General features: G+C 65.0%; 30 protein-coding genes. 17 read left to right on the top strand and 13 right to left on the bottom strand.

All coding sequences use genetic code 11. The features are described from left to right. Positions 1-29 precede the first annotated feature (29 nt). Positions 30-182: a hypothetical protein gene (locus ASG86_RS20895; protein WP_235565077.1), complete on the top strand. Its 153-nt coding sequence runs from the start codon at positions 30-32 to the stop codon at positions 180-182. A gap of 182 nt (positions 183-364) precedes the next feature. Here the strand turns inward: ASG86_RS20895 and ASG86_RS02975 are convergent, their stop codons facing one another. Both ASG86_RS02975 and ASG86_RS02970 read right to left on the bottom strand, forming a co-directional pair. After that, positions 365-1,243, bottom strand: coding sequence for an NAD-dependent epimerase/dehydratase family protein (locus ASG86_RS02975; RefSeq protein ID WP_056330046.1), 879 nt, complete (start codon positions 1,241-1,243; stop codon positions 365-367). A 43-nt stretch (positions 1,244-1,286) separates the two neighbouring features. Next, on the bottom strand, positions 1,287-1,880 hold the full coding sequence (locus tag ASG86_RS02970; protein WP_056330321.1) for an adenylate kinase: 594 nt from the start codon (positions 1,878-1,880) through the stop codon (positions 1,287-1,289). Positions 1,881-2,172: 292 nt separating this feature from the next. Between ASG86_RS02970 and ASG86_RS02965 the strand changes: the two genes are divergently transcribed. Both ASG86_RS02965 and ASG86_RS02960 read left to right on the top strand, forming a co-directional pair. After that, positions 2,173-2,916: a GAF and ANTAR domain-containing protein gene (locus tag ASG86_RS02965; protein ID WP_056330043.1), complete on the top strand. Its 744-nt coding sequence runs from the start codon at positions 2,173-2,175 to the stop codon at positions 2,914-2,916. A 76-nt stretch (positions 2,917-2,992) separates the two neighbouring features. Beyond that, positions 2,993-3,406, top strand: a complete 414-nt coding sequence (locus ASG86_RS02960) for a response regulator transcription factor (protein WP_056330040.1) — start codon at positions 2,993-2,995, stop codon at positions 3,404-3,406. 60 nt (positions 3,407-3,466) lie between these two features. Here the strand turns inward: ASG86_RS02960 and ASG86_RS02955 are convergent, their stop codons facing one another. The 5 genes from ASG86_RS02955 to ASG86_RS02935 form a co-directional block, all read right to left on the bottom strand. After that, entirely contained in the window at positions 3,467-4,303 is an 837-nt protein-coding gene (locus ASG86_RS02955) for an alpha/beta fold hydrolase (RefSeq protein ID WP_056330037.1), read from the bottom strand. Between the two features lie 93 nt (positions 4,304-4,396). Next, positions 4,397-4,594, bottom strand: a complete 198-nt coding sequence (locus ASG86_RS02950; RefSeq protein WP_056330034.1) for a hypothetical protein — start codon at positions 4,592-4,594, stop codon at positions 4,397-4,399. A 110-nt stretch (positions 4,595-4,704) separates the two neighbouring features. Continuing rightward, positions 4,705-5,889 (bottom strand): fatty acid desaturase family protein, encoded by a 1,185-nt coding sequence (locus ASG86_RS02945; RefSeq protein ID WP_056330031.1) that lies wholly within the window; start codon positions 5,887-5,889, stop codon positions 4,705-4,707. A gap of 12 nt (positions 5,890-5,901) precedes the next feature. Further along, positions 5,902-6,999: a ferredoxin reductase gene (locus ASG86_RS02940; protein WP_056330028.1), complete on the bottom strand. Its 1,098-nt coding sequence runs from the start codon at positions 6,997-6,999 to the stop codon at positions 5,902-5,904. A 144-nt stretch (positions 7,000-7,143) separates the two neighbouring features. Then, positions 7,144-8,172, bottom strand: coding sequence for an LLM class flavin-dependent oxidoreductase (locus ASG86_RS02935; protein ID WP_056330318.1), 1,029 nt, complete (start codon positions 8,170-8,172; stop codon positions 7,144-7,146). 59 nt (positions 8,173-8,231) lie between these two features. Between ASG86_RS02935 and ASG86_RS02930 the strand changes: the two genes are divergently transcribed. The 3 genes from ASG86_RS02930 to ASG86_RS02920 are packed head-to-tail and all read left to right on the top strand — an operon-like array spanning position 8,232 to position 9,347. Then, on the top strand, positions 8,232-8,585 hold the full coding sequence (locus ASG86_RS02930) for a YnfA family protein (protein ID WP_056330024.1): 354 nt from the start codon (positions 8,232-8,234) through the stop codon (positions 8,583-8,585). Between the two features lie 20 nt (positions 8,586-8,605). Then, positions 8,606-9,010 carry a YidH family protein gene (locus tag ASG86_RS02925; protein ID WP_056330021.1) on the top strand — a complete coding sequence of 135 codons (405 nt, stop codon included), beginning with the start codon at positions 8,606-8,608 and terminating at the stop codon, positions 9,008-9,010. Between the two features lie 4 nt (positions 9,011-9,014). Continuing rightward, positions 9,015-9,347 carry a DUF202 domain-containing protein gene (locus ASG86_RS02920; protein ID WP_056330019.1) on the top strand — a complete coding sequence of 111 codons (333 nt, stop codon included), beginning with the start codon at positions 9,015-9,017 and terminating at the stop codon, positions 9,345-9,347. 12 nt (positions 9,348-9,359) lie between these two features. On the opposite strand, the gene ASG86_RS02915 is transcribed toward ASG86_RS02920, so the two are convergent. Further along, positions 9,360-9,758, bottom strand: a complete 399-nt coding sequence (locus ASG86_RS02915) for a hypothetical protein (protein WP_056330016.1) — start codon at positions 9,756-9,758, stop codon at positions 9,360-9,362. 86 nt (positions 9,759-9,844) lie between these two features. Between ASG86_RS02915 and ASG86_RS02910 the strand changes: the two genes are divergently transcribed. The 3 genes from ASG86_RS02910 to ASG86_RS02900 all read left to right on the top strand — a co-directional run bounded on the left by ASG86_RS02910 (position 9,845) and on the right by ASG86_RS02900 (position 12,518). After that, positions 9,845-10,081: a DUF2630 family protein gene (locus ASG86_RS02910; protein WP_056330013.1), complete on the top strand. Its 237-nt coding sequence runs from the start codon at positions 9,845-9,847 to the stop codon at positions 10,079-10,081. Further along, positions 10,081-10,875: a carbon-nitrogen hydrolase family protein gene (locus ASG86_RS02905; RefSeq protein ID WP_056330010.1), complete on the top strand. Its 795-nt coding sequence runs from the start codon at positions 10,081-10,083 to the stop codon at positions 10,873-10,875. Before ASG86_RS02910 ends, ASG86_RS02905 begins: the two co-directional genes overlap by 1 nt. A gap of 323 nt (positions 10,876-11,198) precedes the next feature. Beyond that, positions 11,199-12,518 (top strand): ammonium transporter, encoded by a 1,320-nt coding sequence (locus ASG86_RS02900; protein ID WP_200946115.1) that lies wholly within the window; start codon positions 11,199-11,201, stop codon positions 12,516-12,518. Between the two features lie 3 nt (positions 12,519-12,521). Here ASG86_RS02900 and ASG86_RS02895 read toward each other — a convergent pair whose 3' ends face one another. Continuing rightward, the gene (locus ASG86_RS02895; protein WP_056330005.1) at positions 12,522-13,172 is read right to left on the bottom strand and encodes a PadR family transcriptional regulator; all 651 of its coding nucleotides are present in this window, start codon (positions 13,170-13,172) and stop codon (positions 12,522-12,524) included. A gap of 177 nt (positions 13,173-13,349) precedes the next feature. Here ASG86_RS02895 and ASG86_RS02890 point away from each other — a divergent pair, with 177 nt between their 5' ends. After that, on the top strand, positions 13,350-15,521 hold the full coding sequence (locus ASG86_RS02890; RefSeq protein ID WP_056330002.1) for a transglycosylase domain-containing protein: 2,172 nt from the start codon (positions 13,350-13,352) through the stop codon (positions 15,519-15,521). A 33-nt stretch (positions 15,522-15,554) separates the two neighbouring features. Here the strand turns inward: ASG86_RS02890 and ASG86_RS02885 are convergent, their stop codons facing one another. From ASG86_RS02885 to ASG86_RS02875, 3 genes are all read right to left on the bottom strand, one after another. Beyond that, positions 15,555-16,148, bottom strand: a complete 594-nt coding sequence (locus tag ASG86_RS02885; protein WP_056329999.1) for a J-domain-containing protein — start codon at positions 16,146-16,148, stop codon at positions 15,555-15,557. Positions 16,149-16,299: 151 nt separating this feature from the next. After that, on the bottom strand, positions 16,300-16,797 hold the full coding sequence (locus ASG86_RS02880; protein ID WP_056329996.1) for an SRPBCC family protein: 498 nt from the start codon (positions 16,795-16,797) through the stop codon (positions 16,300-16,302). A 12-nt stretch (positions 16,798-16,809) separates the two neighbouring features. After that, a complete protein-coding gene (locus ASG86_RS02875) occupies positions 16,810-17,142 on the bottom strand; it encodes an ArsR/SmtB family transcription factor (RefSeq protein ID WP_056329994.1) in 333 nt (110 codons plus the stop codon). Positions 17,143-17,256: 114 nt separating this feature from the next. Between ASG86_RS02875 and ASG86_RS02870 the strand changes: the two genes are divergently transcribed. Then, complete coding sequence (locus ASG86_RS02870) at positions 17,257-17,997, top strand: Type 1 glutamine amidotransferase-like domain-containing protein (protein ID WP_056329991.1); 741 nt, start codon at positions 17,257-17,259, stop codon at positions 17,995-17,997. Positions 17,998-18,010: 13 nt separating this feature from the next. On the opposite strand, the gene ASG86_RS02865 is transcribed toward ASG86_RS02870, so the two are convergent. Beyond that, positions 18,011-18,745, bottom strand: a complete 735-nt coding sequence (locus ASG86_RS02865) for a GAF and ANTAR domain-containing protein (RefSeq protein WP_056329986.1) — start codon at positions 18,743-18,745, stop codon at positions 18,011-18,013. A 128-nt stretch (positions 18,746-18,873) separates the two neighbouring features. On the opposite strand from ASG86_RS02865, the gene ASG86_RS02860 reads away from it, so the two are divergent. From ASG86_RS02860 to ASG86_RS02835, 6 genes are all read left to right on the top strand, one after another. Continuing rightward, positions 18,874-19,530 (top strand): GAF and ANTAR domain-containing protein, encoded by a 657-nt coding sequence (locus ASG86_RS02860; protein ID WP_235565076.1) that lies wholly within the window; start codon positions 18,874-18,876, stop codon positions 19,528-19,530. Between the two features lie 9 nt (positions 19,531-19,539). Continuing rightward, a complete protein-coding gene (locus tag ASG86_RS02855; protein ID WP_056329980.1) occupies positions 19,540-19,866 on the top strand; it encodes a hypothetical protein in 327 nt (108 codons plus the stop codon). A 183-nt stretch (positions 19,867-20,049) separates the two neighbouring features. Beyond that, entirely contained in the window at positions 20,050-20,781 is a 732-nt protein-coding gene (locus tag ASG86_RS02850) for a GAF and ANTAR domain-containing protein (protein ID WP_056329977.1), read from the top strand. Continuing rightward, a complete protein-coding gene (locus ASG86_RS02845) occupies positions 20,778-21,029 on the top strand; it encodes a hypothetical protein (RefSeq protein WP_056329974.1) in 252 nt (83 codons plus the stop codon). The genes ASG86_RS02850 and ASG86_RS02845 overlap by 4 nt, the downstream gene beginning before the upstream one ends. After that, positions 21,026-21,790, top strand: coding sequence for a GAF and ANTAR domain-containing protein (locus tag ASG86_RS02840; RefSeq protein ID WP_082566648.1), 765 nt, complete (start codon positions 21,026-21,028; stop codon positions 21,788-21,790). The genes ASG86_RS02845 and ASG86_RS02840 overlap by 4 nt, the downstream gene beginning before the upstream one ends. A 230-nt stretch (positions 21,791-22,020) precedes the next feature. After that, positions 22,021-22,215: a hypothetical protein gene (locus ASG86_RS02835; RefSeq protein ID WP_056329973.1), complete on the top strand. Its 195-nt coding sequence runs from the start codon at positions 22,021-22,023 to the stop codon at positions 22,213-22,215. Positions 22,216-22,325: the final 110 nt, after the last annotated feature.

Below are 22,325 nucleotides of genomic sequence, written 5' to 3'. Positions count from 1 at the left end.
TTGGCGGTGATGACGGCGCCGCGGAGGGCATGTTCGAAGGTACGGCCGACGGCGAGTCCCTGGCCGCGCAGTCCGGCAACCTCTGCTGCGACGTCAGCGGTGGCGGCGTACTGGACGATGTAACGGCTGGCACCGGCAACAGGGGCGGGGGCAGCAACGGTCGGCAGGGACGCCGTGGATAGGGCGACGGCGGAGAGCAGCGCCGTGAGGGCAGGCAGCGCGAGGGAACGGGTACGAATTTTTGGGGTCCTTCAGGTGGCGGTAAAGGGGTGGCTGTACCAAAAGGATAGGAGCCGGAAGCACACGGCTTCCGGCTCCTTGGATGATCCTTCGCCAACCCTTGGCGGTTCCTGCGGACCGGTATCTATTCCCGGTTTTCCCGGGCGCTGGAGGCGGCCCCCACGTGGTTCCGCCAAGTGTGCTCTGGCTCGAAACCGAGCATGCGCCGCGCCTTGTCGATGGAGAGCATTGTTTCGTGCTCACCCAGTTCCTTGGTCACCTTGACGTCGGGGAAGACCTCGGCGGCCAGGCTGGCGCTTGACCGGCTCATGACTGTGTCCGCGTTGGCGATGATGAAGGCTTCAAACCCCGGCTTGGCGTTCTCAAGAGCCCGCACTACTGCCTGCGCGCCGTCCCGGCCGTCGATGTAGCCCCACAGGTTCCATTTCCGCAGGGTGGCGTCGGCGTCGAAGGAGGGGAATCTGGCGTAGTCCGCCTCATCCATGACGTTGGAGAACCGCAGGCCCGTGATGCTCAGCTCCGGATCCCACCGCGTCATTTCCACGGCCATCTGCTCCTCGAGGCGCTTCACCAGCGAGTAGGTGCTTTCCGGCCGCGGCGGGTATTCCTCATCCACCGGGATGTAGGGCGGGTCGATGTCGAACGGCAGCCCCAGCACGGTCTCGCTGGAGGCGTACACCACCTTCTTGATGCCGGCGCGCCGTGCGGCCTGGAAGACGTTGTAGGTGGAGAGCATGTTGTTCTCGAAGGTGGCTGCGTCCGGAAGGATGCCCGGGGCGGGAATGGCACCAAGGTGCACCACAGCGTCGAACCCGTTGTGCCGGTCATCAACGCCCAGCAACGCGTCCACTACCTGGCCGTAGTTGCGCAGGTCCACCACCAGCAGTCCGGGGCTGCGGGCGCCCGCGCGGTCCAGGTTGAGGACCTGGTGGCCGTCGTCGGCCAGCCGGCGCACCACGTGCCGCCCGAGTTTTCCGCTTCCGCCTGTAACGGCAATTCTCATCAGTGTTTCCTTCTGCTCGAGTGCTTCACCGTGCGTGTTCCGGTCAGGACGGGGGCCGTGGGGCTGCAAGGAACTTTTCGACGGCGGCGATCGCCAGTGCAGTAATCCCGCCCGGGTCCCCGCTGCCGTTGACGGACACAAGAATGCCCCGGCCCGCGTACACCGAGACTACTTCATGCGTCTGCCGGTGGTAGAGGTCCAGCCTGCGCCTGAAGACGTCAATGGTGTCATCCGTGCGCCCCTGCTCCAGGGCCCGGCGTTGCATGCGCTGCTCCAGTTCCGCGTCGGGTGCCTGCAGTTCGATCACGGCATCCAGCACATGCCCCTGGGCCGCAAGCATGCGGTCGAGTTCCGTTGCCTGGTGCGCTGTCCGCGGATAGCCGTCCAGCAGGAACCCTTGCACCGCGTCGCCCTCCAGGAGTCGGTCCCTGACCAGCGCGTTGGTGAGATGGTCCGGGACGAAATGGCCGTCGTCCAGGTACGTGGCGGCCTGGTTTCCCAGCTCGGTCTGTTGGGTGACGTTGCTGCGGAAAATGTCCCCCGTGGAAACGGCCGGAACCCGGAAATGCCGCGCCAGGTGTTCGGCCTGCGTTCCCTTGCCGGACCCGGGCGGGCCAATAATGAGCAGCCTGGTCATGTTCCCGTCCCTCCGCTGCCGGGCAGCCATTGGTCCCAGGGCCAGCCCGCAGCAGCACCGGCGCCTGCTTCATTGTGCCGGTCATGCCTGGCCCTGCGCCAGCCTGAGCGCATTTGGAGGCAGCGAATCTGACAGTGTGGGCGGCCGGGGAATGTATATACTTCTGGTTATCGGTTTAGCAGCAGGCCGTTGGAAAGTTCGTCGATCCAGCGACCATCACCGGCTCCCCACCCAGTTGGGGGTTCGCGTGTTGCCGGCTCGTTTTGACCTGAACGAATGGCACCAGAAAACCGTGGCCAGCGAGTCAACAGCAAAAACTGATACATCGATTACAAAGCACCTGCATGAACTAGTCCTCAACAGCTCCGACGTTGAGGACTTCCTTAATGAACTGGCACAAGTCTCCGCACGCAATCTCTCCGAACCCGGCGACGAAATGCTGTGCGCCATCGCCCTTCTCCGGCAACGCAAAGCCGCCACTGTGGCCAGCAGCAGCCAGGAGGCAAAGTCGATCGGAGGGCTTGAACACAGCTTCAGCGATACCCCGGGCCTGACGGCTTCCACCGCCCAGGAGATTGTCCACGCCCCGGACCTCACCGCCGATGACCGCTGGCCAGACTACTCCCGGGCCGCCGTTGCCCAAGGGGTCCGCTCCGTGGCAGCCGTTCCTTTCCGCCTTGAAGGGGAAACCAAGGCGTCCCTGCTGTTGTACTCCCGCCGCGCGCACCGGTTTGAAGGCCGGGTGCTGAAGTTCGCCGAGGATTTCGTCAGCCAGACCTCGCTGGCCCTCCGCCTGGCGGTGCGGTTTGCCCATTACAGCGAAACGGCCGCGAACCTTCGGGCCACCCTTGAGTCCCGCACAGTCATCGACATGGCTGTTGGCATCATCATGGCCCAGAACCGGTGCAGCCAGCAGGACGCCTTCGACATCCTGAAGACCGCTTCCAGCACCCGGAACACCAAGCTGCATGACGTGGCAGCCGCCGTGGTCAACGCCTTGGGACAAGGACCGGCACGGACGCATTATGACGGCTAGTTCCATATCGGACGCGGCGGTCCGCGGCAAGCGTTTCCGCCGGTAGACTGATGCCAACTTTTCGCCGGGGGGCTTGATGGAACAGCAGCGTGTTTGCCTTGTCGTGGAAGATGACGACGATATCTGCGGACTGATTGAAGTGGTCCTCACACAAGCGGGCTTTGAGGTCAGGACCGTGGGCACAGGGGCTGAGGCCATCGCCGCCGCCGCCGACCCCGCCATTGTCCTGGTGACCCTGGACCTTGGCCTGCCGGACATGGACGGGCATGTAGTGGCCCGCGCCATCCGGGAGGTCAACAGCGCGCCCCTGCTGTTCCTGACGGCCCGTTCGGAGGGCGACGACGTGCTGGCGGGCATGGCCTCGGGGGCCGCCGGCTACCTCACCAAGCCTTTCCGGCCGTGGGAGCTCAGGGAGCTCGCCGGACAACTCGCCGCGCCGACGCCGCCGGTTTCACAGGAGCCGCACATCACGGGCAAATCCTGCTGCTGACGGGGCATACGGGGATGGCGACGGCGGGATCCCGCCGTCGCCATCCCCGTTTCCCGATCCCTACTTCGAAAGGAAACCGAGCAGGGCTTGGTTGACCTCTGCCGCGTGGGTCCACAGCAGGCCGTGCGGGGCACCCTCGATCTCCACATACTCAGCGCTCGGCAGGGCCTTGGTGAACAGCCGGCCCGTGGAGTCGATGGGCAGGATGTTGTCCGCGGTGCCGTGCAGAATCAGTGCCGGAACGTCGATCTTGGGGATGTCGCCGCGGAAGTCCGTGACCCACGTGGCCTGTGCCGCAACCAAGGCGGTCGCCCCCGCTCCGGCGGCCACGTTCCAGCTGGCGTTGACGGCTTCCTGGCTGAGGCGCGGGGTCCCCAGGAAGGCGTCGGAGTTGTAGAAGTTCTTGAAGAAGTCGGCCAGGAACGCGTACGGGTCCGCCGTGACCGCCTCCTTGAGGCCGTCGAACACATCCTGCGGCACGCCGTCGGGGTTATCATCCGTCTTAAGCAGGAACGGCTCCAGGGATCCGAGGAACGCGGCCTTTGCAACGCGGGCCGATCCGTAATTGCCCAGGTACCGTGCCACCTCACCGGTGCCCATGGAGAAACCCACCAGCACCACATCATTCAGGTCCAGGGTGGTCAGCAGGGTGTTCAGGTCCGCCGCGAAGGTGTCGTAGTCGTACCCTTCGGTGGTCTTGCTCGATTTCCCGAAGCCGCGGCGGTCGTAGGTGATCACGCGGTAACCGGCATCCAGCAGCGCGGTGGTCTGCCGCTCCCAGGAGGCGCCGTCCAGCGGGTAGCCGTGGATCAGCACGACAGGCTGGCCCGACCCGTGGTCCTCGTAGTAGAGCTCGATGTCAGTGCTGTTCTCGGTACCTACGGTGATGAAAGCCATGGAGGCGGTCCTTTCGAGGCTGTGGAATCTGTCGGAGCCGGGCAGTGCCTGGCCGTGCAGTTCCTACTCTAGGGTGGTCCGCCATGCCGCGGACTACGGGGAAGGCTGCGGCAGTTCGCAGGATATCCGGGGGTTGGCGCCCATGTAGTTCAATGGTCCGGCTGCGATGGTCAACGCTATGGTGCTGGCCTCGGCGCAATTTCCCGGAGCCGAGCCGAAGTAACCGCGCTGCCAGGCGGCCACGCCGCCGATGATCAGCCAGATGACGATAAGTGCTCCGAGAATCCGCATGATTCCTCCATGGCCGCGGCGGCTGTGGGATCAATTATGCGGCAAAAATGCACCTCCGGTCCCGGGTGGTTCCCGGTACCGGAGGAGCATTTTTGTCCCGGCGATTTTGGCTAGGCCCGGGCAGCCTTGCCGGGCAGTGCCAGCTTGAAGACCTTGGCCCAGGACGACCCCACCTGCTTCAGCAGCGGGCCGGTGGTGTACTTCAGGCCGTAGCGCTGGCAGATTTCGCGGACCCTGGGCGCCACCTCGGCGTACCGGTTGGAGGGCAGGTCCGGGAAGAGGTGGTGCTCGATCTGGTGCGAGAGGTTGCCGGTCATGAGGTGCATGAACTTGGACCCCGAGATGTTGGCCGAGCCGATCATCTGCCGCACGTACCAGTCCCCGCGGGTTTCCCCGTCAACCATCTCTTCGGTGAAGGTGTCGGTTCCTTCCGGGAAGTGGCCGCAGAAGATGACCGCGTGGGCCCACACGTTCCGGACGGCGTTGGCAGTGATGGTGCCGAACAGGGCCTGCTTGGCGGATCCGGTCAGCATTGCGACGGCGGGGGTGGCCGCGTAGTCCTTGGTGAACTGCGTGACAACCTTCTTGCCCAGCGCCTTGAGGTCCTTGAGCAGGGCCTCCTTGGACTTGGTGCCTTCCTTGTACTCGGTCAGCTCGAGGTCGTAGATGGCGATGCCCCACTCGAAGACCGGTGCCAGGATGGCGTTGAACAGCGGGTTGGCCAGGTTGATGGGCTTCCACGGCTGGTTCTCGTCCATCCGGAGGAGGTTGTATCCGACGTCGTTGTCCTTGCCCACTACGTTGGTCCAGCGGTGGTGCAGGTCGTTGTGGGTGTGCTGCCAGGACCGTGAGGGGGTGACGAAGTCCCATTCCCAGGTGGTGGAGTGGATGTCCGGGTCCCGCATCCAGTCCCACTGGCCGTGCAGGATGTTGTGGCCGAGTTCCATGTTTTCCAGGATCTTGGCCAGGCTGAGCAGGGTGGTGCCCGTGACCCAGGCGGCTTTGTTCTTGCTGACCAGGAGGGCGGCGCGGCCGGAGATTTCCAGGCCGCGCTGGATCTTGATCATCCGGCGGATGTAGGCGGCATCCTCGGCCCCGCGCTTGCCCAGGATCTCGTCCCGGATGGCGTCGAGTTCGCGGCCCAGCTCGGCAACCTGTTCGTCAGTGAGGTGCGCGGCGGCAGGCGGCCGGACGGCGGGGCTGCCGGATTCGGCGAGCTTGCCGGGCCGCGTCCGTGAGGTTCCGGCGCTGGCTCCTCCGGCGGCAGTGGTCTTGGTGGGTGAGATGACAGACATACGTACTGCTCCTCAGAGTTCGAGGTTGACGGGCCCGGCGGCTGCCGAGACACACGTTTGGATCAGTTGGCCTGGTTCGCCATGGATTTCCCCGGTCCGCAGGTCACGGACCTGCCCGGCCAGGAGCGGTGTGAGGCAGCTGTGGCAGATGCCCATGCGGCAGCCGCTGGGCATCAGCACCCCGGCGTCCTCGCCGATATCCAGGATGGGGGTGTCGCCGTCGGCTTCCACTTCCCGGTCGGACGCTTCAAAGGTGACCAGGCCGCCGTCGTGCCCTACACCGGCATTGAAGGTGGTGTTGAAGCGTTCGATCATGAGGTTGCCGGCCTCGCCGGCAACGGCGACGTCGGTCCCGGGCGCCCGGGTGGTCAGCGCGGCACGCTTCCAGAGGGCTTCGGCGTCGTCCAGGAAACTGTCGGGGCCGCAGGCGTAGGCGGCCCGGTCCTTCCAGTCGGGGCAGATCTCGTCCAGCTCCTTGGTGCTGGAGAAGTCCATGCGCCCCTGTTCGCCGGTGTACCAGTGCGCCAGCCGGAAGTTGGGGAACTGGTCGGCAAGTTCGGCCAGCTCTTCACGGAACAGGCTGTCACCTGGGGTGCGTGCGGAGTGGACCAGTACGACGTCGGCGTCCGGGCGCCGCGGCACGAGCGTACGGATCATGGACATCACCGGAGTGATGCCGCTGCCCGCGGTGACCATCAGGAGGGGGCGGGGGTGCTCCGGGAGCACGAAGTCGCCCTGGGGCGGAGCCAGGAACAGGACGTCGCCGGGTTTGGTGGTGCGCACCAGGGTGCCGGAGACCGCGCCGACGTCGGTGACGGTGATGGCAGGGTCTTTTCCGGCCGGGGCGCTGAGGGAGTAGGAGCGCCAGTGGCGGACGCCGTCGAGTTCGACGCCGATGCGCGCCCACTGTCCTGCCAGGTGCGCCTTCCAGCCGCGGCCTGGGCGGAAGAAGATGGTGGCCGACTGGGCGGTCTCCTGGACCACCCGGGTCACCACGCCGCGCAATTGCCTGGCTGAGTAGACGGGGTTGAACAGCGCCAGAATGTCTTCGGGCGCCAAAGGGGTAGTAAGCACTGAGGCCGCCTGGGCCAGCTGACGTAGCCGGATCATGCGTTAAAGCCTAGGGCGGTGTGAGCCATATATCTCTCTCTCCGTCATATGACCGTTCCGCAGTCACACACTAGTTGTAGGCGCGAAGCCCCCACGCCGCACTCTAAGAGTAACGGTTCGGTCTCACAATTGGTTCCCACACCCCTATCGGCGGCTCCAGCCCAGGGCGGGGGCGACGTGCTCCACGATGCTGCCCAGCAACTTGGCGTTGAACTCCACGCCCAGCTGGTTGGGAACAGTCAGCAGCAAGGTGTCCGCCGCCTGCACGGCTGAATCGGTGGCCAGCTGCTCCGCCAGGACGTCCGGCGCGCCCACGTAGCTCTTCCCGAACCTGGCGGTCAGCCCGTCGATGACGCCCACCTGGTCGCGGCCGTCCCGGAGCGCGCTGCCGGCGAAGTAGTAGTTGTCCTCCTCGTCCACGATGGGAAGGACGCTGCGGCTGACCGAAACGCGGGGGGTTTGGGCGTGGCCTGCCGCCGCCCACGCGTCCCTGAACAGCTGGATCTGTTCGGCCTGGAGTTCATGGAAGGGAACGCCGGTGTCCTCGGTGAGCAGCGTGGAACTCATCAGGTTCATGCCCAGTTCCGCCGCCCACATGGCGGTCTTCCTGCTGCCGGCGCCCCACCAGATCCGTTCGGACAGGCCCGGGGACTGCGGCTGGATGGGCAAGAGGCCGGTGGCACCGCCGGCATACCGGGGGTCGGCCTCCGCCATGCCGGCCCCCGTGATGGCCTTGCGGAACACGGCGGTGTGGCGCCGGGCCATGTCCGCATCGGTCTCCCCCGGCTGCGGCCGGTAGCCGAAGGCTGACGCACCCTCCCGGGCGGGTTCGGGTGAACCACGGCTGATGCCCAACTGCAGCCTGCCGCCGCTGATCAGGTCTGCCGCTGCGGCTTCCTCCGCCATGTACAGGGGATTTTCGTAGCGCATGTCGATGACCCCGGTGCCTATTTCGATGCGGCTGGTGCGGGCGGCGATGGCCGACAGGAGGGGAAAAGGCGATGCCTGCTGCCTGGCGAAGTGATGGACGCGGAAGAATGCGCCGTCCACGCCGAGTTCTTCAGCGGCAACCGCCAGTTCGATTCCCTGGAGCAGGGCGTCGGCCGCTGTCCTGGTTCGGGAACCCTGGCCGGGGCCCCAGTGGCCGAATGAAAGGAATCCTATGCGCTCCATACCTTCCCCAACTGCGCGGCCTGCGGCGGCATTCCCGGCTGGCATGATGGCTGCGTGGTATTCCGGAAGAAACCGTCAGTATTTTCAAGACCATTGTGCTGTTCGTGCTGGCGGCTGCAGCGGAAATCGGCGGCGCCTGGCTGGTGTGGCAAGCCGTCCGGGAAGGCAAGGACTGGTGGTGGGCCGGCCTCGGCGTGATTGCGCTCGGGGCCTACGGCTTCGTGGCCACCCTGCAGCCGGACGCGCACTTCGGCCGGATCCTGGCAGCCTATGGCGGAGTGTTTGTGGCGGGTTCCCTGGCATGGGGCATGGCCTTTGACGGCTTCCGCCCCGACCGGTGGGACATCGCGGGATCCCTGGTCTGCCTGCTGGGGGTTGCCGTGATCATGTTTGCCCCGCGGAGCGGCGGATAGGCCACGGCTAAACTGGCCCGGTGACCAACAGCGAGCAGCAGCCCGGACCGGCAGGCCCGCCCCCGCGCGGAAGAATCGCCGAACGGCTGCTGCCCGGCGGCGAGGAACCCGACCCCCGCTTCACGCTTGCCAACGAGCGCACCTTCCTGGCGTGGATCCGTACGTCGCTCGCGCTGCTGGCCGGTGGCATTGCCGTCGAGGCGTTCACGTCCGGCCTCTTCATCGAGCCTGTCCGGAAAGGCCTGGCCGTCCTCCTGCTCCTGCTGGGCATGATGCTCAGTGGCGGTGCCGCCGTGCGGTGGCTTCGGGTGGAACGGAGCATGCGCACCAAGGCCCCGCTGCCCCTGCCGCTCTTCGTGCCCCTGCTGGCCGGGGCAGGCGCGCTGGCTGCCGCCGTCGTACTGGTCTTTATCCTCTGGCGCTGAGCCTGTGGCATCCCGCGCCCCCGGCCACCATGGCGATCCCGGCCTGCAGCCCGAACGGACCGCCCTCGCCTGGGGCCGGACCATGCTGGCGCTGGTGACGGCGAGCGCCTTCTTCCTGCGCTGGCTTCCCACGTACGGGCCGCCCATCCTGGTGCTGCCGGTGATTTCCGGGAGCGCCGCCCTTGCCATTTACCTCACGCAGCGCCGCCGGTACCAGGCGAGGTCGCATGGCCTGGCGGGCGAAAGTATCGAGGCCGACCTGACTGCCGTGCTCTGGACCGCTTTCGCCGGAGTCGTCCTCGGCGGCCTGGGCATTGTGGTGATCCTGGTCAGCTAGAACATCAGTCAGCTAGAACATCGGCAGGACGAAGCCGGCCAGCAGCGCCACTGAGCCGATCGCCGTCAGGCAGCGGCCCAGGACCGAGGCCGTCCTGCCGGCTTCCTCCGGAGTGGTGGTTTGCCACTGCGTTGGGCGCTTGGGGTGGTAGTAGATGGACAGGGTGTCCCCCACTGCCATGTCCCTGATGTCGTAGGGGGACATGGGGGCGTTGTGCACCTGGTGCTTCCGGTCGAACCAGCGGAACCCCACCCCGGTGGAATCGGAATACACCACGGCCTCGGCCACCTCCCACGGATGCACGAAGCGGCGGAGGAATCCGGTGTAGAACAGCAGCCCCAATCCGGCGGGCAGGCACAACCAGGTGAGCACTTCCAGGATGGGACCTGCCATATCGAGCGCAGTGGGCATGAAGTTGATGGTACAGCGCGGGGACTGGTGGCTTCAGCACCTGATCCGTACGCTGAAGGAGACCGGACCGGAGTAAAGGGGAAGCCATGAACGATCAGGATATTTTGACGCACATTCAGGCCCTGGTGGAGGAGGAGCACTCGCTGCGCGAGGGTTCCGGGGATGGGCAGGCACCGGACCAGGCCCGCCTGAAGTACGTGGAGGAAAGCCTGGACCAGTGCTGGGACCTCCTGCGCCAGCGCCGGGCCAAGAAGGAGTCGGGCGAAAACCCAAACGACGCCGAGGCCCGCCCCATCAGCGAGGTTGAGGGCTACCGGCAGTAATGCGGATCGCAGTAGCGCAGATCATCAGCGGCGCCGATACCGCCGCCAACCTTGAACTGGTATGGGACTACGCCGCCCAGGCGAAGAACGCTGGCGCGCAGTTAGTGGTCTTTCCCGAGGCGACGATGCGCGCCTTCGGCCACTCCCTGAAGGACATTGCCGAGCCGCTTGACGGCCCATGGGCCAGCGAGGTGCGCAGGATATCCAAGGACCTGGACATCACGATCGTGGCCGGCATGTTCACTCCCGGGAAGGACGGCCGCGTCCGCAATACGCTGCTGGTCACCGGTCCCGGGGTGGAGGCTTCCTATGACAAGGTCCACCTTTTCGACGCGTTTGGATTTACAGAGTCCAAGACGGTTGATGCAGGGGAAGCGCCGGTGACTTTTGAGCTGGACGGGACGGTGCTCGGCCTGGCCACCTGCTACGACGTGCGCTTTCCGGGCCTGTTCACCGCCAACGCGAATGCTGGTGCGCAGGTGAACATCGTCTGTGCTTCCTGGGGCGCCGGGGAGGGCAAGGCAGAGCAGTGGGACCTGCTGGTGCGCGCCCGGGCGCTGGACAGCACCACGTTTGTGGTTGCCTGCGGCCAGGGCGATCCCGAAACCATTGGCGCCGGTCCGGCGGGTACGGCTCCCACCGGAGTGGGCCACAGCGCTGTTGTCACCCCCTTGGGCAAACCTTTGGTGGCACTCGGCGGCAAGCCCGAACTCGCCGTCGTCGATATTGATCCCGCAACCGTGGATGACGTCCGGGCCAAGCTGCCGGTGCTGGCCAACGCCCGCAGGTTCTAATCCCGTGAGGCGCCGTTCACCGATCTGAAACAGAAGGCAAAACAGGGTACGACGCCGTTTCTCACCTTGGGCGGCCCGCGTGGCCTGTCGTGGAGGGAACCTCCGCGGAAATTGCTGCCGCGGGCGCCTGCGGCCTGAGGAGCCGTTTACATGCCCGAAACATACCGGACACGTGAACTTCACGCCGGAGCAATTTGTGTAACGTGGCCGCAACTTTAAGCGGCACTGGCTGAAACACGCGGCGCCAAAAATGGATCCCGGGGGAAATGCCCCGGGGCCAAAAGGGACCCTGGGCCAAGATCACGTTGCGAAGGGACCCACCGGTGGAAATCACTGCCCAACACGTCTGGCTGATGATTTCGGCCGCCATGGTACTGCTGATGACCCCCGGGCTTGGCCTCTTCTACGGCGGCATGACCCGTGCCAAGGCTGCACTGAACATGATCATGATGAGCTTCATCTCAGCAGGAATCGTCGGTGTGGTCTGGGTTCTCTGGGGCTACTCGATGACCACCGGCGACGGCTTCCTGGGGCTCTTCGGAAATCCCTTCACCAGCTTCGGCCTGCAGAACCTGATGGGTTCGCCGGACCTCCTCAAGGCCGGTTACAGCGCAACGTTCGCCATCATCACCGTGGCCCTCATCAGCGGCGCCATCGCAGACCGCGCCAAGTTCAGCGCCTGGGCCTTGTTCGTGCCCGTATGGATCACGCTGATCTACTGCCCCCTCGCCTACATGGTGTGGGGTGGCGGCCTGATGAGTGCCGGCGGAGCCGTCACCGCAATCTTTGGCCAGGTGATCGACTTCGCCGGCGGCGCTGTAGTGGAAATCAGTTCAGGAACTGCCGCGCTGGTGCTGGCGGTCATCGTGGGCCAGCGCCATGGCTTCGCAAAGGATCCCAACCACCGCCCCCACAACCTGCCGTTCATCATGCTGGGCGCGGCCATCCTGTGGTTCGGCTGGTTTGGCTTCAATGGCGGCGCCGCAACAAGCGTTGAACAGGCCGGCCTCATCTGGATCAACACCCTGGTGGCCCCTGCCGCAGCCATGCTCACCTGGCTGATCACCGAGAAGGTCCGCCACGGGCACCCCACCTCCCTGGGTGCCGCCTCAGGTGTTGTGGCAGGTTTGGTGGCCATCACGCCTTCCTGCGCCAACATCAGCCCGGTTGCAGCAATCGGACTGGGCCTGGTGGCCGGAGCGGCGTGCTGCGTTTTCGTGGACCTCAAGTACCGCTTCGGCCTTGACGACTCGCTGGACGTGGTGGGCGTGCACCTCGGTGCCGGCCTTATCGGCACCCTGTCGCTGGGCTTCATCGCCCTGCCTGTGGACGGCCAGGGCGGCGGCCTCTTCTACGGCGGCGGTGTCCAGCAGCTCATCGCCCAGACTGCCGCCGTCGTCATCACCCTGCTCTTGTCAGGCATTGGCACGGCGGTCATTGCCCGGGTCATCAACAACACTGTGGGGTTCCGCGTCAGCCATGAGGCGGAGACCGCCGGCGTGGACCTGTACGAGCACGCCGAGACCGCCTACGCGTTCGGCGAGATCGGAGCAGGCTTTAATCCCCTGCGCCAGGCACAGGCGCACATCCCCACCGCTGCGGCTCCCGCGGAACGGCATGCCAAGGAAGATTCCTTCGCGTAGGTCCTAGTCCGCAAGGATCTTGTAAAGCGCGCGGCGGGTTTCGTCCATCTTCTCCACGGCAGCAGCACGCTGCTCCTGCCTCACACCAGTGCGGAACTGGTGGATGGCGCCCAGGAGCTTGCCGATGCTTTGGTGGAAGTCCCTGTCCGCGCTGTCCGGTTCGGCGTTCCAGGCGTTCTCCATCTCCTCGGCGTGCTCCGCCACGTAGGCCCTGCCCGCGTCGGTAAGGGCGAACTCGGTGCCGCGCCCTTCGCTCAGCGCCTCGATCAGGCCCTCGTCCACCAACTGCTGCAGCGTGGGGTAAATGGAGCCCGGGCTTGGCCGCCACATTCCGCCGGTCTTTGCGGCGATGGTCTTGATCAGTCCGTAACCATTGGAGGGGGCCTCCGCCAGGAGCGAGAGGATGGCGGCGCGGACATCGCCGCGGCTGGCGCGCCGGCCTCCCCGTCCGAAACCCGGACCAAAACCGGGCCCGAATCCCGGGCCAAGACCGGGTCCAAATCCGGGCCCAAATCCAGGTCCGAAGCCCGGGCCGAAGCCTGGACCCCGGTGCCCGTGCGGTCCCCTGTGGCCCCTCCCCCGTTCGAAGCGCCCCTTGTCAAACTCCCGGCCAAACTCCGGGCCGGAATTCCTGTCGTCGAATATGCCTTTCATGGTGGCATGGTCCTTTCATTGTTGAGGTCTTCGCTGCTTCATCAGCGATAGTTAACGATATGTCGGTAACTATCGCTGGTCAACGGTTTAGCGTGACCAAAACATGACCTTTCGCCCCTGTTTCGCCCCCTGGCGGAAGCGTATTCTGTTCCCACCTTCGAGGACGAGGGCTGAGGAATGGTGAAGAGGCGGAAGCGCAGGCGCGGCTTTGGCGTTGCCCTGGGACGGATCCTGGGGTTCCTTGCAGCAAGTGTCATGTGCGGAGTGTTGGTGGCCAGCCTGGTGGTCCCGGCGGTGGCAGCCGCGGGAATGGGTGTCAGTTCCTCCATTGGCTACTTCGAACGCCTGCCGGAGGAGTTGACCGTGCAACCGCCGTCGCAGGCTACGAAAGTCCTGACCTCCGACGGGCAGCCAATCGCAACGTTTTACGCGGAAAACCGTGTGCGCGTGCCGCTGGACCAGATGTCGCCCTTCATCAAGGACGGCATTATCGCCATCGAGGACAGCAGGTTTTACGATCACGCAGGGGTGGATCCGCAGGGGATCCTGCGGGCACTGGTGTCCAACCTGACCAAGGGCGGCGAGCAGGGCGCATCGACCATCACCCAGCAGTACGTCACCAATGTCCTGAACGAGGCACAACTTTCACAGGACAGGCCGGACGAGGTGGTCCTGAACGGACAGAAGACCCTCGGCGACAAACTGCGGGAGATGAAGCTCGCCGTCACCCTGGAGAAGAAGTACACCAAAAACCAGATCCTTGAGGGTTACCTCAACATCGTGTTCTTCAGCAGCAACGCCTACGGGATTGAAGCCGCGGCACGCTACTTCTTCAGCACCAGCGCGAAAGACCTCACCCTTCCCCAGGCAGCCCTTCTGGCCGGGCTGGTCAACAGCCCTACCCTCTACAACCCCGCCACCAATCCGGACAAGTCGATCGTGCGCCGCAACCAGGTCCTCTCCGAGATGCTGCGCCTGAAGAAGATCACGCAGGCCCAACACGATGAGGCCGTGGCCGCTCCCATCGAATTGAAGATCACGCCGCAGCAGCAAGGCTGTGCCAATGCCGCCATTGCGCCGTACTTCTGCGACTACATCTCGCACCTGATCCTGAACAACCCGGCCTACGGCCCAACGGAGCCTGAACGTGAGCGGAGGCTGTACCGGGGCGGCCTCACGATCACCACCACCTTGGACAGCAGGCTCCAGGCGGCCGCGCAGGCCCAGGTGGACGGGACCGCAGGGGCAAATCCGGACCGGTGGGCTGCTTCGCTGGTAACCGTTCAGCCCGGCAGCGGCAAGATCCTGGCGATGGCCCAAAACACGACGTTCCTTCCGCAACCCGGCAAGTTCGATACCAACCTGAACTTCAACGTGGATGCCAAGGACGCGCAGGGCAATGACCTGAACGGCGCCGGCGGATTCCAGCCGGGGTCCACCATGAAGCCCTTCACTTTCGCGGAATGGTTGAACGAGGGGAAGCCGATCACCGCCGAAGTGGACGCATCGAAGCGGGTCTACCCCCTGGGCTTCCCATGGAAGGACAGCTGCGGCAAGGTGCTGGGAGCCTACAGCACTGCGCAGGCAAACCCTGCCCTTGGCGCTGCCGATGACCTGCAGAACGCAGAAGAAGGCTTCTACCGGCGCATGCCCGTCAATTACGGCCTGTACAACTCGATCAACACCGCCACCTTCGCATCGGCCTCCCAGCTGGACTTCTGCGGCATCCAAAAGATGGTCGATGCCGTGGGCCTGCACAGCGGCCTCGACAGCAGCCCTGTCAACATGCACCAGCTGGGAAACCTGCTGGGTGGCACCGGCGTTGCCCCCCTCACCCTTGCGAACGCGTTCGCCACATTCGCCACGGACGGCCGCTACTGCGCCCCCATTGCTTTGGCTGACGTCACGGATGCGGCCGGCGCGAAACTTCCTGCCCAGGCGCCGGACTGCCACGAGGCCGTCAAACCGGACGTGGCCCGCGGCGTCAACTCGGTGCTGCAGGATGTCCTGAAGAAGGGCTCCGGCGTCTGGATCAACCCCAAAGTGCATGACAAGGTTCCCACCGCGGCCAAGACCGGCACCTCGAACAACAACGGTTCCACCTGGGTGGTGGGGTACACCACCGGCCTGGTCACCGCGTCCTTCTTCGGCGACGCCCTGGAAGGCCAAAAGCGGGCAGGACAGAACGTGACCATCAACGGCACCTTCTACCCGCGCCTCGATGGGTTCATGATCGCTGGGCCGCAGTGGGCCAACTACATGCTCAAGGTGGCACCGCTTTATCCCGCCGCACCGTTCGCACCGCCTCCCGCGTCGATGATTGGCCCCAACCCCAATTACAAACCCTAGGGCCGGTTACCTGCCCTGGGTGGAACCCCTGTCCTAGCCTGTCCCCTTCCACAGCCGCTTCCACCAGGAGCGGTCGGGCTCCGGCTCGGCAGGAAGTTCCACAACCCGCGCAGCACGCCGGGTGCGCCAGCGCTCCACTTCCTCCTCCACGTCACGGGTCTTGGTGATCACCGGGGGGCCACCCTGCAACTGGCGGCGGGCATCGATCACCCGCCGGTTGAAATCCTGCAGGAGATCCCGGACCTGCTGCTCCGTGTATTGGGCGTCCAGCTTGGCATCGAGTTCCGCGTCCTCAGTGCGGAGCAGGATGGCGGCCGGGCCCAGGCCGCTGATGTTCTCCCGCTGGATCAGTCCCTTGACCCACCAGTCGGGATCGTACGATTCGCCCAGGCCGGGGATCGGCTTGCCCGCGTACTTGAGGTTGTCGAACTTGCCGTGCGCCATGGCGTCCCGGACCAGGTATTCGGCGCGGGCAGCGTCGCTGACTTTCCTGCGCTTCTCCCGCTCCTGGGCGTCGAGGGCATCCAGCGCGGCTTCCTCCTCGGCGCTGATGCCCGCGCCGCGGTACGAACGGAGTTCCGCCGCCCTCTCCAGGCGCTTCCGGAAATTCCCTGCCCCGCCGCTCATCCCCGCCACCGCCTTCCCTCGGGCCGTCCACCGTCCAGTATTTCAGCGGCGGGCTTGCCCGATCAACGCCCAAAGGCGGAGGTGGACGACGACGGGACGTCCCGCCGTCGTCCACCCACCTGGCGCCGTGGGAAAGGTTGGTGACGGCCAATCAGGCGTTGGCGTGCTCGGCGAGGATGCCATCCATCTGGCCCACGGCCTCCCTGAGGCCCTCTTCCATGCCCATCGCCATGACCTGCTCCAGCTGTTCCTCGGACTCAAATGTGGACAGGATGGTCATCCTCGTCCGCTCCCCCGCGGGCTCAAGGGTAACTGTGGCGTGGCTGATGCCAAATTCCCCGGTGGGATTGCCTTCGTTGTCCGCAAAGCCGTCGTTGAACTCGAGCTGGCGGGGCGCCTCGATTCTGGTGAACTCCCACCAGCCGTGCGCCTTATCCCCTTCAGGACCTGTCATGTAGTAGCTGGCCTTGCCGCCCGGCACGAACTCATGCTTGTAGAAGGTGGCCGGGTAGGTGGGCGGACCCCACCAGCGCTCCAGCTGCCGCGGGTCCTCGAAGAGCTGCCATACGCGTTCCACGCCGGCGTCGAACTCGGCAACCAGGGTGAGGCTCAGGGCCTCGGGGTTCTTATCCGTACTGATGACTGTCATGGCAATGCCTTCCTAACCTTCAGCGAGAATGTCTGCCATCCTGGCGGCGCGCTGCCGCCAGATTTGTTCATATTCATCGAGCAGCCCCCGGGCTTTTTGCAGTCCATCGTGATTGCCCCGCACGATTTGCTCCCTTCCGCGTTTTTCCTTGGTCACCAAGGATGCGCGCTCCAACACGGCCACATGCTTCTGGACGGCCGCGAAACTCATGGCGTAGAGGGCTGCCAGGCCCGAAACGGAGTACTCGCCGACAGTGACCCGGCGGACGATGTCCCGCCGGGTGGAATCGGCGAACGCCTGGAAGAGGCGGTCCAGTTCGGTCTCACTCAGTTTATCTACAACCATTTGGTTGTAGGTTAGTCCTCGCGTGGACGCCCGTCAATGGGATTTTGTAAGGCGACCGTTCGGCGCTGCCGCAACCGCCGCCGTGGCCCTGCTGGTGCGGGTATCTTGAAGCCCATGAGCATCTACCTCGCCGGCGCGGGCCCCGATCCCCTGGGATTTCCGGAAGTCTTTGACCGGTTCGCCCTCGATGTCCGGGAGCATGCCGGCAGCGACCGGCAGGCACGCATTGCCGTCGCAGTGCATGGTCCCGAAGGAAACCTGCACGAGCTCGTGGCGCCCTATGCGGAACCCCTCCAGGCGAGGCTCGGGTGCGAGATAATCGCTGTGGCGCCTCCAGCCGGAAAGCGTACCGATGCCGCCTTCGAGCAAGTGGATGCGATCGTGGTGGGCGGCGGTTTGACCCCGGCCTACTGGGAGGCTCTTCATCCTGTGGCCGCACTCATCAGCAGATTGGTGGCCGACGGCGCGCCCTACCTTGGGTTTTCTGCCGGCGCCATGGTGGCACCCCAGCGGGCACTGGTTGGCGGATACCGGATCAATGGAGTGGAAGTGTGTGGCGAGGAATGCTCGGAGGGCCTGGATTCAGTGGATATCCGCGAGGGTCTTGGACTGGCGGGGTTCTCGGTGGACGTCCACGCCGCGCAGGCGGGAACGCTGAGCCGGGCGGTGGGCGCCGTGGCGGCGGGCCTGGTGGAACGGGCCGTGGCCATCGACGAGAACACAGCCATGGTGCTGGCTGCCGCAGGTGACCAGGACTACGACGTCATTGGCAAAGGGAATTGCTGGGACATCCAGCGAACCGGAGGGGCCGCGGCCGTGTCCGTGCGGTCGGTGCTGACCGGCCGACGAGGTTGACCCGCAAATACGGCTATGAGTCGAAGTGGGTGCGGATGCTGCTGCCGGACAGCTGCTCGATGAGTTCCCTGGCGACATCCCGAAGCTTGCGGTTGCGGTTGCTGGAGACCTTGGTGAGGATCTCCATCGCTTCCTCCTGTGAGCACCGGTTCTGCGCCATGATTACCCCGCAGGCCAGGTTGATGGCAGTCCTGCTCTCGAGCGCAGCCTCAAGATCTTCGGCCCGATTCTCTATGGTGTTGATGCGCACGGAGAGCTGCATGGTGTTGTGCGCCGCCCCAGCGAAACCCACTGCCTTGTCATAGACGTCCGCGGTGAACACGTGCGGTTTGGCGGCGAAAAAGTTCAACGCCGCCCTGGCATCGCCCGTGATTTCCAGCGGCACGCCAAGGGAGCTGCGCACATTGTGCTCTGCCAGCTTTTCGTTGAATTCGGGCCACCTGGGGTCTTTTGCGACGTCATCGATCATGATGGGAGTCATCTCCCGCAGGGCACGGACGCAAGGCCCATCGCCCAGCACCTGCTCAATGTGGTCAAGTTCCACGGCACGCGCGCTGCTGCCCGCTGCCGTGGCTGGACGCCGCCGGACTTTAAGCGTGACGGCGCACTCGATGATGTCGTCCGCAGCTTCGGAGACAGCCGCGGCAGCCATGCCGGAAAGCCCGGACAGGAAATCCACAATGCCCTCCGCGCCCACCAGGATTTCCTGAAGCTGGCGCACGGACTCGTTATCTGCTGAACTCGACATGGGGCAATCCTACTGTCACATCCTCAGGGCCGCATGGGGACTGACAGGTTGGCATATGCTGGAGAAATGCCCCAGCACCTCCCCTTGACGAGCTCAGCACCGTCATTGCACGGATCCAGGGATTGTTGTTGACGGAAGAAAAAGTGGGTACGGCCGTCAGCATTCTGGCCCAAGCGGCCAAGGACTCAGTCCCCGGCACCATCGGCGCCGGTGTCTCCCTGCTGGACTCCAGGGGCCGCCGCACCAGCAGCGGCTACACGGACAGGGTGGTGGAACAAGCGGATGCCGCCCAGTACCGGCACGGCGAAGGCCCCTGCCTGACAGCCTGGGCAGCAGAGACTCCTGTCCTGGTCCAGGACCTCCACGACGACCCGCGCTGGCCGCTGTGGCGGGATTCCGTGCGGGACCTGCCCATCCGGTCAGTGGTCAGCACACCATTGATAGCCGGCAAGGAAACGCTCGGCGCCATCAAGCTGTACTCGGCCACACCAGCCGCCTATGACGCGGGGAGCGTGCGGTTGCTTCAACTGTTCGCTGCACCGGCGGCCACCCTCCTGTCGCATGTCCAGGGGACCGAGGCTCCGCACAAGATGACGGAGGCATTGCGAACGTCGCTCCACAGCAGGGATGTCATCAACCGCGCCTGCGGCGTCCTGATGGAACGCCTGGGGACGAGCCACCAGGCGGCGTTGCAACAACTGATGAACCAGGCCCGGCAGGAGCGCACCACCCTGCTGGACGTCAGCGAATCAATCCTGGCGGGGACGCCGGCGTCCGGGATTTAGGCAGCACGGATGGGTTTTGATCCACACGAACCGGAACAAAGACGCCGGCTCCGTGCAGCTATCAGGGCAGCAGACATCTCCGTGCCGGAGCTGTGGTTGAAGTACTTCGGCATGTCCGGGGACGCAGGAGAGTACGAGGTGGAGGCCTACCTGCAGGGCCTTCTCTCGCTGCCGCCGGTCCAGCGTGACCTGCTGGCGCTCGCCGCGAACGAGCTCATTGACGAGCGGCCCCGGCCGCGGGCGCCGTACTCCAATGACTTCACAGCCGAGCCGCGGGCCGCGGAAGGGAATGACGACGGCGGGAGCCAGCCAGGTGCCGCCACACCTGGCCCCTAGGTGCGGCCCTCCGCAAGAAGGACATGAGGCCCTGTTCCGAACCCCGCGCACAGGCGTAGTGTCGAACGCAGGAGATTTCCGGATGCAGCATCCGGACATTGACTGCCGGGCCTTCCGCGTTGAGAGCGGGAAGCCGAAAGCCAGCAGCAACTGTCACTGGCGCAAATTAGGGATCGAGGCCTGATGGCCCACAACGATGCACTCACCACAGCGGACGAGTACCAGGACTTGCTGCTGAACACCCCGGAGTTTTCCAAGTTCCTCCTGGGCCTGGCGACCATATCGGCATCGCAGCTGGGGGGTGACGGCGCTCCGGTGGAATGCACGGTCACGGTGGAGCGCGACGGTGCGCTGTCCACCTTTGCCTACAGCAGTGAAGAAGGCCGCCGGCTGGACGAGACGCAATACGCCTTTGGTACCGGCCCTTGCCTCACCGCCCTCCGTGAGCAGCACACGGTATTGATTGAGGACCTGCAGCTTGACCAGAGGTGGGCCCCGTACACCTATGCCGTTGCAAAGCTGGGCGTCCGTTCGGTCCTGGCGGTTCCCATCCACACGGATCCCCTTTCCCAGGCGGCCCTGAACTGCTACGCGCATACCGTCCACGCGTTCGGCCCGGACACCGTCAAGCTGGTGGAGGACCAGGCCGCGTCGATGTCCCGCATCCTTCGGCTCGCCCTGCGGCTCCACGCCCCTGACGTCTTTCCCGAGGACCTGCGTGCTGCGCTTAAGTCCCGTGCGGTAGTGGACGCAGCAGTTGCGCTGGTGATGCTCCAGGCCCGCGGCAGCCGGGATGGCGCACTGGAGCTCCTCCAGGCCGCCGCCAAGTCGGGCAACCGCCGCATCCAGGAAATTGCGCAGGAGATCGTGGCGAGGGGAAGCTTTAGCACCGGTCCGGGTAGGGGGGAAATATGAACGCCGAATGGACCGGAGGTCCGGACCAGTTGATCGAAGCCGACGAGCAGCGGCATGGAGCAGCGCGCCAATTCCAGGACGCCGGCCTTCCACTCCTGAAGTTGTGGACGTACTACTACGGCATCGGCGGGGACGTGGACGAACTGTCCCTCGACGCCTACCTCAACGAAGCCCTGCACCTGCCGGCAGCCCAGGTGGGGCTCGTTACCACGGCTCTGACCGAGCTCACATGGGATGATGCCGAGTGACGGACAACAAGGGACCGCTGCAGGAACCTGACGGCCTGGCCGACTCGGAGTCCGAACAGTCCTTCCAGCGATTGGTGCTGGAGAGTCGCGACGTCCGTGACTTCCTCGCGGAACTGGCCGTCAGGGCAGCTTCACGGTTGTCCGTATCGGGAAATACAGTCCATTGTGGAGTGACCGTCATTCGGCACAGGAGGCCCCAGGCCGTCGCGGCCAGCGATGCCGCGGCCGGGGCCCTTGACGAACTGCAAAATGGATTCGGCGATGGCCCGTGCCTCACGGCGCTCCGAAACCGGACCACCCTCCTGGTTCCCGACCTGGCCAGCGAAAAGCGCTGGGGACCGTACGTCAGGGCGGCCGTGGAACACGGGGTTTCGTCCGTCCTTGCCGTTCCACTGGATCTTGCGGGGGATGCAGAGGCCGTACTCAACCTCTACTCCAGCCGCAGCAACGGGTTCACGGCCGAAGACATCAGCACCGTGGAGGCGTTCGCCCATCAGGCCGCCGGCTCCATCCGGCTGATCCTGCGGATTACCCAGTTGAGCGAAGCACGGGAGGACCTGTCCGCGGCCATGCAGTCCCGCACGGTCATTGACATGGCAATCGGCGCCATCATGGCTGAAAACAGGTGCAGCCGGGAAGAGGCCTTCAACATCCTCACCCGGGCTTCCAGCACGCGCAACATCAAGCTCAGGGACGTGGCCGCGTCAGTCATCTCGTCGATTTCCGGGGAAGAAAAAATCCCAACCCATTTCTGCGATTAATAGTGTGGCACCCGTCACAGGTGATGAGAATCACTCGCAATAATTGAGCGTTTTGGTTGAGCCGGCTATTCCCCCATGGGCACTATGGATAAGCAGGGCCGGAAACATCCGCCCTTGACATCCTGGTGACGCAACGAGGCCCACCGGTGAGCATAGGCCACCGACCCTCCGAGCGCGGACAGGCCATTGACCGGATTCAACCCCGGCTTGATACAGGAAAGTACTGAACAATGACGTTTAACACTGCCGAATCCGTGACCCTGAAGATCTGGGACCGTGCCGCACTCCACGAGACCCTCGATTCCGCGGTTACCGATCTTTCATCCCGCCACAACACCACAACGTGCCGGATCGCCGTCACCTGCAGCGGGCCCAACACGTTCACGCTGAGCGTGCGCGGCGAAGAGCCGGCACTGGTTCTCTAAGCACTCCAACACCAAAGGCAGCGGACGACGCCGGACACCACCCGGCGTCGTCCGCTCTTTTTCTGCCCTTGGAACGGCGTAGCATTCGTCAGGTACGCGCAGCAGGACGG

Source organism: Arthrobacter sp. Soil764 (assembly GCF_001428075.1).
Lineage (GTDB): Bacteria > Actinomycetota > Actinomycetes > Actinomycetales > Micrococcaceae > Arthrobacter.
The sequence above is the reverse complement of the archived record's forward strand: the minus strand, read 5'-3'. Positions and strand labels throughout refer to the sequence as shown.